The 15,607-nt window shown below is 48.8% G+C and carries 19 protein-coding genes; 13 read left to right on the forward strand and 6 right to left on the reverse strand.

Annotated elements, in window-relative coordinates:
* The first annotated feature begins 188 nt into the window (after positions 1 to 188).
* Positions 189 to 1,037 carry a phytanoyl-CoA dioxygenase family protein gene (locus J4G02_14450; GenBank protein ID MCE2395774.1) on the forward strand — a complete coding sequence of 283 codons (849 nt, stop codon included), beginning with the start codon at positions 189 to 191 and terminating at the stop codon, positions 1,035 to 1,037.
* A 76-nt stretch (positions 1,038 to 1,113) separates the two neighbouring features.
* Here the strand turns inward: J4G02_14450 and J4G02_14455 are convergent, their stop codons facing one another.
* The 4 genes from J4G02_14455 to J4G02_14470 form a co-directional block, all read right to left on the reverse strand.
* Complete coding sequence (locus J4G02_14455; protein ID MCE2395775.1) at positions 1,114 to 2,010, reverse strand: dihydrodipicolinate synthase family protein; 897 nt, start codon at positions 2,008 to 2,010, stop codon at positions 1,114 to 1,116.
* Positions 2,011 to 2,252: 242 nt separating this feature from the next.
* Entirely contained in the window at positions 2,253 to 3,704 is a 1,452-nt protein-coding gene (locus tag J4G02_14460) for a glycoside hydrolase family 32 protein (protein ID MCE2395776.1), read from the reverse strand.
* 106 nt (positions 3,705 to 3,810) lie between these two features.
* A complete protein-coding gene (locus tag J4G02_14465) occupies positions 3,811 to 4,077 on the reverse strand; it encodes a hypothetical protein (protein ID MCE2395777.1) in 267 nt (88 codons plus the stop codon).
* The gene (locus J4G02_14470; protein ID MCE2395778.1) at positions 4,074 to 4,757 is read right to left on the reverse strand and encodes a hypothetical protein; all 684 of its coding nucleotides are present in this window, start codon (positions 4,755 to 4,757) and stop codon (positions 4,074 to 4,076) included. Before J4G02_14470 ends, J4G02_14465 begins: the two co-directional genes overlap by 4 nt.
* A gap of 346 nt (positions 4,758 to 5,103) precedes the next feature.
* Between J4G02_14470 and J4G02_14475 the strand changes: the two genes are divergently transcribed.
* From J4G02_14475 to J4G02_14530, 12 genes are all read left to right on the forward strand, one after another.
* Positions 5,104 to 6,327 (forward strand): aminotransferase class I/II-fold pyridoxal phosphate-dependent enzyme, encoded by a 1,224-nt coding sequence (locus J4G02_14475; GenBank protein ID MCE2395779.1) that lies wholly within the window; start codon positions 5,104 to 5,106, stop codon positions 6,325 to 6,327.
* 93 nt (positions 6,328 to 6,420) lie between these two features.
* The gene (locus tag J4G02_14480) at positions 6,421 to 7,182 is read left to right on the forward strand and encodes a creatininase family protein (protein ID MCE2395780.1); all 762 of its coding nucleotides are present in this window, start codon (positions 6,421 to 6,423) and stop codon (positions 7,180 to 7,182) included.
* 112 nt (positions 7,183 to 7,294) lie between these two features.
* Entirely contained in the window at positions 7,295 to 8,152 is an 858-nt protein-coding gene (gene map / locus J4G02_14485) for a type I methionyl aminopeptidase (GenBank protein ID MCE2395781.1), read from the forward strand.
* A gap of 19 nt (positions 8,153 to 8,171) precedes the next feature.
* Positions 8,172 to 8,561, forward strand: coding sequence for a tautomerase family protein (locus J4G02_14490; protein ID MCE2395782.1), 390 nt, complete (start codon positions 8,172 to 8,174; stop codon positions 8,559 to 8,561).
* A gap of 269 nt (positions 8,562 to 8,830) precedes the next feature.
* Positions 8,831 to 9,205 carry a hypothetical protein gene (locus J4G02_14495; GenBank protein ID MCE2395783.1) on the forward strand — a complete coding sequence of 125 codons (375 nt, stop codon included), beginning with the start codon at positions 8,831 to 8,833 and terminating at the stop codon, positions 9,203 to 9,205.
* Positions 9,206 to 9,265: 60 nt separating this feature from the next.
* Positions 9,266 to 10,426 (forward strand): Gfo/Idh/MocA family oxidoreductase, encoded by a 1,161-nt coding sequence (locus J4G02_14500; GenBank protein ID MCE2395784.1) that lies wholly within the window; start codon positions 9,266 to 9,268, stop codon positions 10,424 to 10,426.
* Between the two features lie 142 nt (positions 10,427 to 10,568).
* Complete coding sequence (locus J4G02_14505; protein MCE2395785.1) at positions 10,569 to 11,384, forward strand: phytanoyl-CoA dioxygenase family protein; 816 nt, start codon at positions 10,569 to 10,571, stop codon at positions 11,382 to 11,384.
* Between the two features lie 89 nt (positions 11,385 to 11,473).
* Positions 11,474 to 11,815: a hypothetical protein gene (locus tag J4G02_14510; GenBank protein MCE2395786.1), complete on the forward strand. Its 342-nt coding sequence runs from the start codon at positions 11,474 to 11,476 to the stop codon at positions 11,813 to 11,815.
* A gap of 75 nt (positions 11,816 to 11,890) precedes the next feature.
* Positions 11,891 to 12,919 carry a zinc-binding dehydrogenase gene (locus J4G02_14515; GenBank protein MCE2395787.1) on the forward strand — a complete coding sequence of 343 codons (1,029 nt, stop codon included), beginning with the start codon at positions 11,891 to 11,893 and terminating at the stop codon, positions 12,917 to 12,919.
* 31 nt (positions 12,920 to 12,950) lie between these two features.
* Positions 12,951 to 13,781: an SDR family oxidoreductase gene (locus J4G02_14520; protein ID MCE2395788.1), complete on the forward strand. Its 831-nt coding sequence runs from the start codon at positions 12,951 to 12,953 to the stop codon at positions 13,779 to 13,781.
* 41 nt (positions 13,782 to 13,822) lie between these two features.
* Positions 13,823 to 14,149: a hypothetical protein gene (locus tag J4G02_14525; GenBank protein ID MCE2395789.1), complete on the forward strand. Its 327-nt coding sequence runs from the start codon at positions 13,823 to 13,825 to the stop codon at positions 14,147 to 14,149.
* A gap of 2 nt (positions 14,150 to 14,151) precedes the next feature.
* Positions 14,152 to 14,655, forward strand: a complete 504-nt coding sequence (locus J4G02_14530; GenBank protein ID MCE2395790.1) for a type II toxin-antitoxin system VapC family toxin — start codon at positions 14,152 to 14,154, stop codon at positions 14,653 to 14,655.
* 61 nt (positions 14,656 to 14,716) lie between these two features.
* On the opposite strand, the gene J4G02_14535 is transcribed toward J4G02_14530, so the two are convergent.
* Positions 14,717 to 15,268: a HEAT repeat domain-containing protein gene (locus J4G02_14535; protein ID MCE2395791.1), complete on the reverse strand. Its 552-nt coding sequence runs from the start codon at positions 15,266 to 15,268 to the stop codon at positions 14,717 to 14,719.
* Between the two features lie 80 nt (positions 15,269 to 15,348).
* The coding region (locus tag J4G02_14540) for an aminotransferase class V-fold PLP-dependent enzyme (GenBank protein MCE2395792.1) at positions 15,349 to 15,607 on the reverse strand (259 nt) is incomplete at its 5' end.

Raw genomic sequence — 15,607 nt, forward strand, 5'->3', positions numbered from 1 at the left:
CGGTGAGGTGTTTTTCCGCAAAAGCCTTCGGTAGGTAAAAGTACGCCTTGAAAAGCAGCATTACTGCTGCTCCGTATATTGCTATAAGGTTGTTATTCTTTATTTACACAGGCATGAATATCTGATATAATATGCTATAATGAAAATCTGCCGAACTCAGAATTTGGGAAACAGTAGAGGAGGTATATATGGATACTGCCTGTTTGGATCATTGCCTGACGCATGAGGAACGGCTCCTGTTTGACAAGAACGGTTTCTTCATTGTCGAAGACGCGTTGCCACCGCAATTGGTCGATGACCTCAACGCCGTATTAGATCGGCTTGAGGCTAAATATCGACCTGAGCAGAGTTTGTCCCCCCATGAACGTTGTAACATATTCGACTTCATTGGGAAGGATGATCTCTTCCTCGAGTTATTGGATTGGTATAAGACATTTCCGAAGGTGTGGGGAATCCTGGGTTGGCACATCCAGCTCTATCACTCACACTTGGGAATCACACCGCCAGTACCACCCGAGGAAAGATCGGAGGAGGGGCGTTTGGGCTGGCACCAAGATAGCGGACGTCTGAACAGCGACTTAGAAAGCAATCCTCGTCCGCGAATCTCTCTCAAGATCGGCTACTTTCTGACCGACACAACGGTAGAGGGAAGTGGGAATTTCTATGTCCTGCCCGGCAGCCACTTGCAGAACGAGTTAGAGCTGCCTGAAGATGGGATTTCAAACCCGGAAGGGACGACAGCGGTGAAAGTGTCGCCCGGTACGGCGGTATTTTTCGATCGGCGGATCTGGCATTCCGCAAGTCCCAATCATTCAAATATCACCCGAAAGGTGCTTTTCTACGGTTATAGCTATCGGTGGCTCCGTCCGAGAGACAATATGACCGTTGATCACTATATGGAGCGTAGCGATCCGATTCGACGCCAGTTATTGGGTGCTAGTACGGGCGGACTGGGATACACTTCCCCGAAAGACGAGGATGTCCCTCTCAGAGATTGGATCCAGGAACATCTCGGAGAAGACGCGGTTATCCCTTAATCCGATCTGCTCCTTTGATAATGTAGGGAACAACGATCGTTGTTCCCTACAACTATTCCCACCCCACCTATTTCTTTCAAGTCATCAACGGTTCAAGCCGTGCGAGAATTTCATCCAAGTACTTCGAGGCAATTTCGTCTAACGGCATCTTTCCATTACGCTTGAGCGGACAATCAATAATCCCACGCCGATACAGTACCTCCTTGTAACAGCCGGGGAGTTGATGTTCAAATAGGAAAAGTGGTGCCATTTCTTTGTAAATATAGGTTGACCGCTCTTCATCGCCTGCCTCTAAGGCGTCCCATAAAGCGACGACGACATCAGTGACATGACTAGCGGGCATCTGCCCCGCGCTCCCACGCCTATATTCCTCAATTAGATAGCGTCCGCCTGCTCCACCGAATACCCCCTTGCATGAGCCATCGTTTCCTTCCATCACAGCGGTCAATTTTACTGTGCTGGGCAGCGTCTCCTCCTTGATATACTCCACATGCTCGATTTCCCTACACAGTTTAAGCAAGCATTCTGCCGACAGGTTTGATCCGATAGGTGGCATGTTGTTCTGGATAAAAACCGGTATTTGTGCCGCATCTGAGATTGTCTGGTAATATTCAAAGACAAGACTCTCAGAGATATGATTGATATACGGGGGCATAGCGATCACACCGTCTGCGCCGATATCGCGGGCATGCCTGGCGAACCGTTCCGCGACCTCCCGTGCCACACCTGCGACGCCAATAATCGCTGGCAATCGACCGGCGTTCTGCTTAACAAGCACCTCCGACATCTGGAACCGCTCTGCATCACTGAGAGCGGTGAACTCGCTAGCGTTCACAGGATAAACCAAGCCGTGTGAGCCGCACTCAATACAAAAATCGATCATGCGTTGGAAACTCAGAACATCAATCTCTCCGTTCTCTGCGAAGGGGGTGGATGGAATAGTGAATACACCGCGATAACTGTTTGGGGTCATCAAATTCTCCTTAATATTTTCTTAGGAAGTCTATAGAGGCTATTCTATCTATAGTGGGCCTTAGAATTAATGAAACACTCAAAACCGGTGCGGTTAGGATGCCGCACCTACCGTTCTCCCGTTTGGTAGGCACTGTTTCCAACTGTGCCGATGCGGTGCGGTTTTCACCCGCACCTACCGGGGGGCGAAAGTGTCTATTTATTTCTAGAATTCACTATAGATGGGTTCTTTTCGTCTCAACTCTATGAATACCAAATCGCTGCCATATCCCACACATCTATTGAATGTAGCTTCGCACTCCCACCTTCAGCGAAAAGCTGTACACCTCGGCTGTCTCGTCGAGCGGGATAGATCCGTTTGGTCAGGCATTGCCGGTTATTCGCGAAGACCTCGACGACTGAACGGTCGACAAAAATGTGGAGCGTTAAAGGCTCCTCTGCAGCCAATTCGAGCGGACCCTGCTGCAGACCGTGACTCGCAACATCGGGGTTTACGCTGGACAAATTGGCATCCAAGGCAAGGCATTTATCCTTGGGACTGTAATAGATAACCGTCTGTTCGTCCTCATCTGGTGAGCAACACACCTTAACTCCTAGCGTTTTAGCATGATCCGGCTCAAAGGTTGCCAAGATTTCGAGACAATCCTCATCAATATCTTCTAGTGCCAAGAAGGTATCGGGGCTAATCGGAATATTCGTGAGTCGACGCCGGTTACGGCGCAGGATTTTTAGTTCCGGGACAGGTTCAATTTCCAACCTGCCAGCATCAGAAAGGGAGAGGACACGCGGCAACGACATCACGCCTGCCCAACCGGCTTCCCGTTGTACTGCCTCGCGTCGTCCCTCTGGAATCCAGCCAAAGAAGATGCGTCGATTCGTTCCATCTAACAGGGTAAAGCCTGCACAGAGGTGACCACTCTCAACCCCAAATTTGCCAAAATTCATCCGCCCATGATGTTCTGGATAGAACCTGTGATTCGCATAAGTGCCGATATAGTATTGAACGCCGCGTTCGTGACTAGCGAAAAGCAACATATATCTGTCGCCAAGTGGAAAAAAGTCCGGCACCGCACAATCCGATTCGGGCGATTTGTCCAATTCACTGACATAAAACGGATGCAGGTATTCCCAGTGGACGAGATCTTTCGATTTACACAGAAACGCCGTGTCCCCAACACCATCCAGTTTCCCACCGGAAAGTGAATACCAAGTATCCCCTTCCTGCCAAGCGCATGGATCAAACGGTCGCCAACCATCTCCCTCCAGTGGGTAGGGAATCACCGGATTCGCGGGGTGTTTTTCCCAAGTAATGAGCTCATCATTGCTCGCTGCAATGCAGTTGCCTTCAGGGTGACCATAGTAGATGAGCGTTGGCACGCCGTTGTTGTTCACCGCACCGCCACTCCAGCAACCGCTCCGGTCAGGACCACCCGGCGTCGGTGTCAGCGCGATAGGGAGATCACTCCAGTGCGCCAAGTCCGTACTAACAGCATGACCCCAATGCATTCGCCTAGAATTGTCGAAAGCACCATCAGGATTATACTGGTAAAAGAGGTGGTACTTGCCCTCCCAGAAGATTGTGCCATTCGGATCGCCAAGATAATTTCCCGGTGCTGAAAAATGGTAGAGAGGACGATAGGGATCGGAAGCCAGCTGGCGACGAGGTGGCAGGATCTGTTCGACAGGGGTGGTCATCAGATTTATCTCTGGATATGGAGCATAGTTCTCCGGTGGGATTAATTGTGCGCCCACTAACGATCAACAGTGGGCGCACTAAAGGTGGGCAATTCGCATACCCCAGTTAACTCGTGCTATACGCCGGTTCGATACCGTATAGCCGCGGCAGTCCGAGCATAATATTCATGTTCTCTACTGCTTGGCTGGCGGCACCTTTACCAAGGTTGTCTTCAAGGGAACAGATATAGGCGTATCCTTCATCGACTCTTACTTTGATGAGGAGCTTATGCGTGTCGGCAATATCGCGCGTGCCCCACTGTTTATCAGCGGTATCTTCTACGATGAACACCAAATCCTCCGGTTGGTAAGCGTTACGGATGGTCTGACTCAACTGCTCGACAGTGGTTCCATCAATTCAACCCTGATGTTCGTATTAATCCCCCTAAAAACAGACTGTAGAACGATGGGGGTAAAGTTGACACGAAAACCGGAGTATAGCTCCATCTCCGGGATGTGTTTGTGCCTTCTGCCGTAAGCGTACGTGATCTCATTGGGCACCTCTTCAACATCTTTTCGTGCGCCGGAGATTCCCGAAGTTGCTACAATGGTTGCTTCTCCTTGGACAATCCCTTTAAGCGGTCTTAAAGCTAGAACGACGCTCGTCGGGTAGCAACCCGGATTCCCTACTAGTCGTGCCTGAGCGATCTGATCTTGCAGCAGTGCCGGCATCCCATAAACGGCTTCCTCTACCAAGTCCGGAACGTAATCTGCCGACTCATAGGGGGTCAGTCCAATTCGCGGCGCATACTCTTCTTCAAATTCTTTTCGAGGAAATCTGAATGCACCGCTCATATCAATTACTTTCTTTCCAAGCTCAAAGATTGGTGTTGCAAACGTCATTGATTCTGGATCTTTCGTCGCCAGAAAGACCAGTTCGCAGGAGTTCAAGGCCCCTTCTTCTCTTCTTGAATTTTTTCTGAAGCAGACTTCAACCTGATCGTGATTTTCTAAGACTTTTTCAATCTCTTGACCCACCATGCCGGTGTCGCCGTATATGCCGATGCTGTACATGATCTGCCTCCTTTGATTGATTTTGATTCAAGAATGGTCGAATAAGGAGATTACCCCTTACACATCATATTATGAAGTATAATCTTTCATCTTTCGACTGTCAATGCTTTTTTTGACGACCACTCAACTCGGCAGGCTGGGGGCACAAACAGGATGGGAAACTGCATCAGTAAATTTTAGGAGCGGATCAATAGGGCAGTGATCGAGGCGTCGATGTTCTATGGGGTTGGAACGTAGTCTAAGTTTGGGATTGACGTCTTTGTAGATTCATGCTATTATTTCGATTGGCTTCGGGTGCTGCGCCCCCATTAACACACCATCTCACAAATCACGAAGGAATCTTTCTATGGGTTTAATGCCATCAGCTTGGGCACAACAGATTAAACCATCACCGACTCTAGAAATCAAGGCGGTAGCGGATCGATCGAGAATGGAAGGAAAGCAGGTTTACGATTTCGGAATCGGTGAGATGAATCCGGAGCTTCCGGTGCCTCACCTCTTGAAAACTGCGATTGCGGAAGCCGTAATGGCTAATGCAACGCATTATTCGCCAGCGGCGGGCGATCCAGAGTTGATTGAAGCCATTCATTCAGACCTTCATTTGTTCGGCTTAGACTATTCCCCATCGGAGATTGTAGTTTGCCCTGGCCCCAAAGATGCGGTCTTCAAAATCTGTGTAACAATGCTGAATCCGTATTCGCGTCGAAATCGGCTGGTCACGTTTGCCCCTACCTACGAATCTTTCGAGAATCTTCCTATTCTGTTAACGGGTAAACCCCCGATTGTCTTGCAGACCGATACAAATTTCCTACCCGATCCAAAGCAACTAGCAGATCTCCTTAACCAAGATGACACAGTTGCATTGATTGTGCTAAATTCCCCAAATAACCCGACAGGGGCTGTCTATCCGGATTCACTGTTACGTGAACTTGCCGAAATCATAGGCGAGCACGAACAGATCTGCGTTCTCTCAGATGAGGTTTACCGCACTATCGTCTATGATGGTATCGACCATGTGAGTTTCGCGTCATTCCTTCCAGCCCAGACTCTAATCGTCGGAGGAATGTCTAAAGAGGTTTCGGGGACAGGACTTCGTCTAGGATTTGTTGCGGGACCGGAACCAGTGATGGGACCAATAGCAAACGTCGAAGGAAATACCTCTTCGTGTGTCAATTTGCCCACGCAGAAGGGGTACGCACATTTTTTGCGGAAGGACACAGATTTGCGCTTACGATATCAAATCAGGGATGCCCTTTATAACCGGCGAGAAACATTTATGAAGCGCTTCAGTGAATTAGTGACAAATGCAGCTTGGAAGCGTCCATCGGGCGCGTTCTACTTTTTCCCCGATATGAGCTTTTACTGTGGTCACCGAACGCCGAGAGGAAAACGCATCAACACAGACGAGGCGTTAGCACTTTACTTAATTGAAAGCGCGAATGTCGTAACAGTACCGGGGAGCAAATTTCAGCGTCCGGGGCATCTTCGGTTTTCTTATGCGGTTGGTCTCGAAACAATCAACCTAGGGATAGAACGGCTGGCAGAGGCTCTAGATCAGTTGTCTGCATAATAGAACTAAGCTACGAACTTCGTGACCTCCATACGGTATCACACTGAAAGACAAACCCTGAGGCACGGGTTATATTCAGGAGGACAAATTTATATGCAATATGGAAACAACTGCTGGGTTGATATTCAGGATGCAGACAAAAATAAAGTCGTCGTGCTTCCCCTCGGATCGCTGGAGCAGCACGGGCATCACTCTCCACTTCTGACGGATACCTATCTTGTAACCGCAGTGGCACAACGGGTCGAAAAACAACTCGCTGAGCAAATCTATCTGCTGCCAACATTATGGCTTGGTGCATCAGATCATCATCTAGATCATCCCGGCACTGTGAGCGTTCCCAATCACATCTACACATTGATGATCAAGAACATTGTCAGATCTATCGCCAAAGGAGGATTTCAACGTGTATTCTTACTCAACGGTCACGGGGGCAATGTCGTTCCGGGCACGCAAGCAATCACAGAGCTAGCGAACGAATCAGATGTTTATGACAACATGTGGATTGCGTTATCCTCATATTGGACCGTGGCTGAGCCGGCGATGGCACCAGAACTTCATGGGATGGAGACCCCGCATCTGACGCATGCCTGTGAGTACGAAACCTCGATGATGTTGTTTTTGCACGGCGAGATTATGCGGATGGATCGGGTAACGTCCAGTCCACCGCTGATAGATTCACCATTTTACCATAGCGAGCGCGGCGGACGTATCAATGTCGGCAAGCGGCTAGTCACGTGGGCACCGACCGGGGCGATGGGTAAACCGCAACGCGCCACGCCGGAAAAAGGAGAATCATTGCTGAATGCCATCACGAGTGAGGTCGTAGCCTGCATCAAGGATTTCGAGACATGGTAGATGGAGAAGCCACAAGGGATCTTCAAATGCCGAATTCTATAATTCATGACCTTTCGCCATGCACAAAATTAACTGTTTTTTTCGCACAGGCTCTTAGCGAGATCGTAACGCGATGAGAAAACCATCACGAAATGAACCCTGCTGGTGTGGTAGTGGAAAGATATATAAAAATTGCCACCTCAAGCAGGATAAAAAACAAAGCACATCTCAACCACGAATGGCGTCAGGCATTATCATCAAGACCGAGGAGCAGATTGAGGGCATCCGTAGAAGCGGTCAATTGGCGCGAAAAACTTTGGACATGCTGGAAGGGCGAATTGAAGCTGGCGTAGAAACTAAGGATATCGACCAATGGGTCTACGAATTCACCTGTGACCACGGCGGCTATCCTGCAACTCTCGATGTAAAAGGATTCAATAAGAGTTGCTGTACCTCGATCAACAATGTTATCTGTCACGGAATTCCCGATGACACGGTCTTAAAGGACGGGGATATCATCAACGTTGATGTTACCCCAATTCTGGATGGATATTTTGGCGATACCAGTCGCATGTTTGTAATCGGTGAAACGTCAGAGGAAGCTCTAAAGTTAATCGAGGAAACGAAAGCGTGTATGTACCTTGGTATTGATGTAGTGAAACCCGGCAACACGATTGGCGACATTGGCTATACCATTCAACAGCATGCTGAGAATCTCGGATACTCGGTCGTGCGCGAATTGTGTGGGCACGGCACAGGTTTACAGTTTTGGGAAGCTCCTCAAGTTCCCCATTACGGTAAAAGAAATGACGGTCCACCAATGGTGCCGAATATGGTGTTTACAATTGAGCCGATGATTAATATTGGTCGATGTGAATGTACGACGCTGTCAGATGGTTGGACGGTCGTTACCGTTGATGGTTCACTATCGGCGCAATGGGAACATACCGTGCGCGTAACGGAGACCGGTGTCGAAATTCTGACAGCCTAATTCACTAAAGGGAAATCGAATGTCGCAAATTAAGGTCTACGGATTAAAAGAGAACCTTAATCCTATCAAAGCAGAGCTCTCCGATGTCATTCATTCGTGTGTGGTTGATGCCTTGCATTTTCCAGAGGATAAAAGAGCACACCGCTTCTTTCCACTAGATTCCTCCGATTTCTACTATCCCAGCGGACGCACGACAAAGTACACGATTATTGAGATTAGTATGTTTGAGGGCAGATCTGTAGATGCGAAGAAACATCTGATTCGCCTGCTTTTTGAAAGGGTTCATCAACAACTGAATATCCTTCCACAAGACCTTGAAATCACAATCGCCGAGACACCTAAGCACAATTGGGGATTCCGTGGTATGCCGGGTGATGAAATTGAATTAAACTACAGGGTTGAGGTATAATAGACAGGCGAATCGACGTTCAACAAATCGGTAGATCTCTTTCAATCCTGGCGTATCACCTGCACAACCTTTCAAGACCATAGACACATCAGTCATCTCGGCGCTACAATGCCCGTTGGTGTAGCAGCACCCGCAATACAGAATATTTGATGCAAGTTTTACCTATGGCTCTTACTCTCAAGCAACCCAATCCAGACACAATTATTCTTAGACGCAGTCTTGCCTCCCGACTTTCTAGTTTGATTTGGTTTGGAATAGCGGGCCTGCTCATGTTTGAGTTCAAGCTGGACGACCGGATATGGATCGCTGTTCCCTTCTTACTCATGGGTCTACATATCTTGACGTATACCCGGCGGATTAACCTCCGTCTTCCGCTACGCGATATTCTGTGGCAACGGCGCATCCTATTCCTTTTTCCTGATGAACGCCCGGTGCCATTTTCAGGAATTCGCTCTGTGAGGATTACAATTCGTGGGAAATTCCTTAAAATTTTGCACCTTTATCTCCTCCTAGTTGATGGTTCACAACTATCCATCACCCGCGCCTACCAGCTAAATCAAATTGAGGAGCAGGGCAGGGAATTGGCACAAATCGTTGGAAAACCGCTGGTATATGAGCGGGGCGAGCGTGACTTAGAGGACTGAAAAGCCGGGCATAAACCTCATAGGAGATCAGTCGGACACATGTGATCAGAAAGGTAAGCTATGACAAGTGAACTGAAAGTCGGCTTGGTAGGAGTCCCACGCGGCTCAGGGTTTATCCAAGCATTCCAGACCGTGAATGAAACCACTCTCGTTGCCATATGTGATATTAATACCGAAATCCTAAACCAGGTAGGCGATCAGCATGGGATCGAGCTGCGATACACTGACTTTGAAAAGATGGCAAAGTCGGACCTCGATGTGATTCTTGTCTCTACCCCGATGCCCTTGCATGTTCCCCAAGCTGTCATCGCGCTGTCAGAAGGTAAGCATGTGCTTTCCGAAGTCCCCGCCGCGACAGACCTTGAACAGTGCTGGCACCTCGTCAACGCTGTCAAACAGAGTGGGAAAAAGTACATGATGGCAGAGAACTATACCTACATGAAGCCGAATGTGTTGGTGCGTGAACTCGCGCGGCGTGGGCTGTTCGGCGAGATCTATTTTGGCGAAGGCGCATATATCCATGAATTGAAGGCGGGCAACGAACGAACAAAGTGGCGACGCAAGTGGCAGACCGGACGGAATGGATCAACGTATCCGACGCATAGTCTCGGTCCTGTGTTACAGTGGTTCGACGAGCGTGTCAGTACTGTCTCCTGTTTCGGCACAGGACACCATTATCGCGATCCGCGTGGTGCACAGTACGAGAACGAGGATAGTACAACAATGATGTGCAAAACGACAAATGGAGGACTAATCGAAATCCGTGTTGATATGTTGTCTAACCGTCCCCACAATCTCACCTACTATAGTTTGCAGGGAACGCAGGGTTGTTACGAGGCACCACGCGGTTTTGGAGATGGCGCCAAGATTTGGCTCGCAGATTACGATGAGAAAATGGAATGGCGCTCGCTGTGGGATTTTGAAGAAGAATTTATGCCAGAGATGTGGCGCAATCCCCCGGAAGAAGCCCTACGCGCGGGACACGGCGGTGGCGACTATTTTGAGATTCGTGAGTTTGCGGATTCGATTATCAACGACGCAAAGCCCCCAATTGATCTTTATGAATCCCTTGATATGACTGTGCCGGGATTGGTGTCGGAGGCATCAATCAATCAAGGTGGAATTCCGCTGCCTGTGCCCGATTTTCGGGAGATTCGGAACTTTCCGGAGGATCTGCCGGAAGCACTACAAGGTAGTGAAATTATCTCGGTTCAGTTGTAGTTGAGGAGCCTGTGTCTCAGCCTATATAAATCCACACTAGAAACGTCTGTCTCCACAGAGGGATTTGAAATTGACAAACTTATAACGTCGGTATACCGTACCCGTTTAGGCGCTATATTCTGCTTTTACAAGGAGATCGGTCATGAGCCAAACTTCAGGAGATGGAGACTACTTAGCCAACCAAATTGTTAGTGATGAACAGATTCAGGAATGGGTGGATCAATTCCACCGAGATGGTTTTCTGTTTTTACAGAATGTCCTACCACCGGATTGGTGTGCTCAGATGCGTGAAGATCTAGATTGGGCGTTAAAAGAAAATCCGAATGGTCACAATGGTGTGAATGAGCGTACCGCACTCGCACACCGAATGTTTGAGACCAGCGAAACCAACCTCAAACTATTTGACTTGGAACCCATCGTGAGTTTTGCCGAAGCCCTTATCGCCCCAAATTGCCACGTTATCCACAACAACTCATTCCAGAGTTTTCCGGGCGGCGGCATAACACGATGGCATCAGGACGATGCCCCTCATTTCACCGTTACAGATGGCGAACCACCGAAGAATATTCGTTTGTCTGTTATGTTTTTTACGGCAAACTATTATCTGACGGATGTGACTGATGCCAAATACGGTGGTACAGAGGTGATTCCTGGCTCCCATCTGTACGGCACGGGTCCGCCCTCCGAAATCGAAGGGACAGAGTGGGAGAGCAAGATTCGGTACAACTTAGGAAAAGCTGGCAGTGTTGTCATGTTCAACAATCAGGTGTGGCACCATGGTGGACTTAATCGCAGTAACCGAACACGCTATATTACACAAATTACCTATGCCCGCCGTATGATTGGACACAAATATTATCCGTTCATGAATTACAATATGCCAGAACACATCTACAAAGACGCCAATCCGAGGTTAAAGCGATTGCTAGGATTCCTTGAGCATGGGGCTTACGGTTAATGGCAATAAGAGCATGGCGCATGTGCATCAGTTCATTAAATGACATTCTGTGTACCGTTGCGACTTAATGTCCATTACGGAGGAAATATATGAATCACAAGATGATTCGCATCGCTTTTATTGGATTCCATTTCACTTTGGCTATTGTTGTATTGCTTCAAAGTGTTTGGGGAGTGAAACATGCTCTTAGTACAGCCAATCACGCCTTACTCGTCTTAGCTATCGTCGAGACATTGGCCGCAATTGTCTTTATGGTTCCGCAGACCATTCGCTTAGGCGGTTTAGTCCTGCTCTTGGTTTTTGCCGTTGCTTTTTCGGTTCATCTTCTCCATGGTGAACTTGACTTAGGACTGTTGGTCTATGCTGCGGGAACATTGTTTATCGTTATTCACGGGAGCGCTTTCGACGGGAAACATACAACGGCCGTCTGATTGACGGAACGATATAAAAACCTTCGATACGTCTACCCGTCATGATAGCCGGAGTTCTTCAAACGAGGGAAGTCCATGAAAGCAATCATTTTCCACGAACAGGGCGGAATTGATAAACTCCACTACGAGGAGGTCCCCGTCCCCGTCATTGCCCCATCGGAAGTATTGGTCCAAGTCAAAGCGTGCGCGGTAAACCACCTCGATATCCGCGCCCGCCGGGATCGGCCGGAGGTTCAACCGTTCCCACACATCCTCGGATCCGATATCTCCGGGGAGGTGGTTGAGGTTGGAACAGAAGTCCACAACGTCGCTGTCGGCGATCGAGTGGTACTCGCGCCCTGTATCCCCTGCGAACAGTGCCCAGATTGCCTCAACGATGACGAAAATATGTGCGATTTTCAGGAGCTTTTGGGCTTTCAAACCAATGGCGGTTACGCGGAATATGTCAAAGCACCTGCCAAAAACGCCATTCAGATTTCCCCTGACCTCTCATACGTTGATGCGTCTGCTATTCCTATCGCCTACCTCACGGCGTGGCACATGCTTGTAGCGCGGGCAAAAGTTCGCCCCGGCGATGATGTACTGGTCTTATCCGCTGGCAGCGGTGTTGGGAGTGCCGGCTTGCAAATTGCCAAATTGTGCGGCGCACGAATCTTTGCCACCGCAAGCACCGATGAGAAGCTTGAACGCGCCCGCCAGATGGGAGCCGATTTCACGATCAACTACACGCAAACCGATTTTAGCGAAGCCGTTCACGATGCAACAGATGGACGCGGTGTGGACGTCGTTTTTGAACATGTTGGAGCAGCGACATGGGATAAGAGCGTCGCAAGCCTCGCAAAAAAAGGACGTCTTGTTTCGTGCGGCGTTACGACGGGCAATATCGGCGAGATTAACATCCGTAAACTGTACCAGAAGCAGTTGACGCTGATGGGATCTGCGCTGGGAACGACATCTGAACTTCAGACCATTATCCGCCTTGCCGAGCAGGGAAAGCTAAACCCAATTATCGCTCAGGTGTTGCCGTTAAGAACGGCAGCAGAGGCACATCGGATTATAGAAGCGCGAGAAAATTTTGGCAAGGTCTGTCTCCAGCCAGAATAGAGAAAGGATTGTGAAAGGAGGGAGAGTCTTCATGGGAAAATTGGATGGTAGAGTCGCAATGATTACAGGTGCCGGTAGAGGGCACGCCGAAGCGATCGCTCTGCGGTTTGCAGAAGAGGGTGCCGCGGTTTCCTTATGCGATGTGATTCCGGTAACAACGTTGGAGGAGAAAGTTGGTTCAAAGATAAGAGATGCTGGTGGAAAGGTTCTCTGCTTCCAGACGGACGTTTCAGACGAGGATCAGGTAGATCAGATGGTTAGGGAAACTCTTGAAACGCTGGGAACAGTCGATATTCTCGCTAACGTTGTTGGCATTGCCGGACCGACCAAAGATGTTTGGAATATGACCTTGGCGGAGTGGAAACGGACACTCGCAGTTAATCTCGATTCCCATTTTCTCTGTTGCAAGGCAGTGCTGCCCGAAATGATAAGGAAACGATATGGAAAAATTATAAACTTTAGTTCGGGTACGGGCAAACAGCCGCTTTCCCACAGAGCACCCTACGCTACCTCAAAGATGGGGGTGATCGGTTTCACACGAACACTCGCCGCCGATGTTGGACGTTACAATATTAATGTCAACGCAATCTGTCCGGGCGGACATGAGGAGAGAAGCGTCGAATTGGCGCAGGCAAGGGCGGAATACATGGATCAACCCTTTGATGAGGAGGATCTTCGCAGGCGAATCAGACAGCCAAATCCGAGGGGTGTTCTCGCGGGCAGATGGTGTACCGATGAAGGCTATAGTGAAAAAGGATCCGGATCCGAAGAGATGGCGTCCTTAGCACTCTTCCTCGCCTCCGATGATTCAGCGAGCATGACGGGGCAGGATATCAACTGCGATGGTCGGGTTATGTGGTAGTTCGCCGTACAGTCGATAAAAATGAAAGGAGTTTTTTTACGATGGCAGAAACGCTTGAAACCCTAGGAGAACGGTTAGAGCGGGTCGAAAAGACGATTGCAGCGTTGACGCTGCAACTCTCTTGGATTGTTGATGAATTAGTGCCAAACCCGCCGATGGATTGTAAGACGGGGGCGGAGGTAATGGCACATTACAGGAAAAATAAAAAAGAGAGTGCTAAAATCTTCCGTGAACTTCTTGACAAAATGGGAATTGTAGAGGTGGAGCCTATCCCCATTGAGGAACTTCGCAAGAGTATGGCACGCCACGGCATTCGTGCCGAAGACAATGAGTTCAGTCGCGCCATCATTGAAGAACGTGAGAAATAGGTGTGTATTATTTTTACTTTGATGCTAGTGCGCTCGTCAAGCGATATACTGTGGAAATCGGTAGTGACAAAGTCGATTTCCTTTTCGCCAATGTTCCATTGAACCGTTTGGTATGCTTGAATTTTGGTGCTGCTGAAGTTTTTTGGATCTGTGTGCGTAAAAGGAACGATCGACGAATTAACTTTCACGAGTTTACTCAGGCAACTGGTCATTTGAACCGGGAGGTCATCGCAGATGACTCTGATTTGACGACTCTTCCGGCACACAAATTACTTGTTTGCGAATCGATGAATTTGATTGAAACATACGCAATTAACAGTGTTGATGCGATTGTGTTACGCTCTGCGTTGGACCTGGCAACATATCTTCGTAATGTGGGCGATGAACTGGTACTCGTTGCCTCCGACCAACGCTTGCTGAGAGCTGCTCGTGCTGAAGGGTTGTTGTGTTTCAATCCGGAAACCGATTCGCAGCAGGCGTTGACGGCTCGGTTGAACACCTCATAAATCCGGAGGCTTTTTATGATATTAGAAACGCTTGCACTTCTAGCAATTTTGGGTTTCTACATTAACGTGATACATCAGCACAATCAGGGCACATCAAAGCAAATCTTTTTTGTCCACCAATGCCATCAAACTCTGTCTCATAATCATAAGTGACCTGCACGTTTGCCTCACCACACCAATCACATTTGCCACGAAAATAGTCTGCCTTCTGTGCTGCCAATTCTTGATGTTTATCAGCTAACTGTCTCGCGGACTGGATGAGATCAATTGCGCGTTGGCGCAGCTTGGGATCCGTCTCTTTCTTTGCAATCTTTTCAAGAATTGGCTGTAACTGTGGATCATTTGGTCGTCCGCCATCGTCGAGGGTATGCCACGCTGCTTTGCGAACATTGATGTCGGAATCTTGAAGCCCACGGTATAGCGCCTCCCACACAGCATCAATCCGTCTGCGAACATGGCAGGGACAAAGATTATCCATCGCAGCTATTCTGTCCTCCGGATCATCCGAATATGCCATCGAAAGGTAAAGATCAATTTTGTCGCCGCGCAAACGGTTTTCGCCTCGACGTTGCTGTCTCTTCTGATATTTATTCTTCGCTCGTTTCTTCGGCATTGACCCCTCCTTGTGTCAACTGAAACAGAATTGAGTTGTTTCAAAGTTTATCGCTTCATTTAACGCTTGAGACCTTCCTCCTATAATCTTTTATACGCTGGTGACATCGCCCGCATCTGCTCAACAACCTTGGGAAGTTTCTCGATAACCTTATCAATCTCTGCTTCTGTGTTATCTTTACCGAGCGAAAACCGAACGGTGCCTTGCGCCAACTGTGGTGGAAGGCCGATCGCAGCCAAAACATGGGACGGTTCCATCGAGCCGGAGGTACAGGCTGAACCGGTTGAAACGCAAATACCTTCCATATCCAGCCGCAAGATGAGACTCTCCCCTTCAATA

This window comes from Candidatus Poribacteria bacterium (assembly GCA_021295755.1).
Classification (GTDB): domain Bacteria; phylum Poribacteria; class WGA-4E; order WGA-4E; family PCPOR2b; genus PCPOR2b.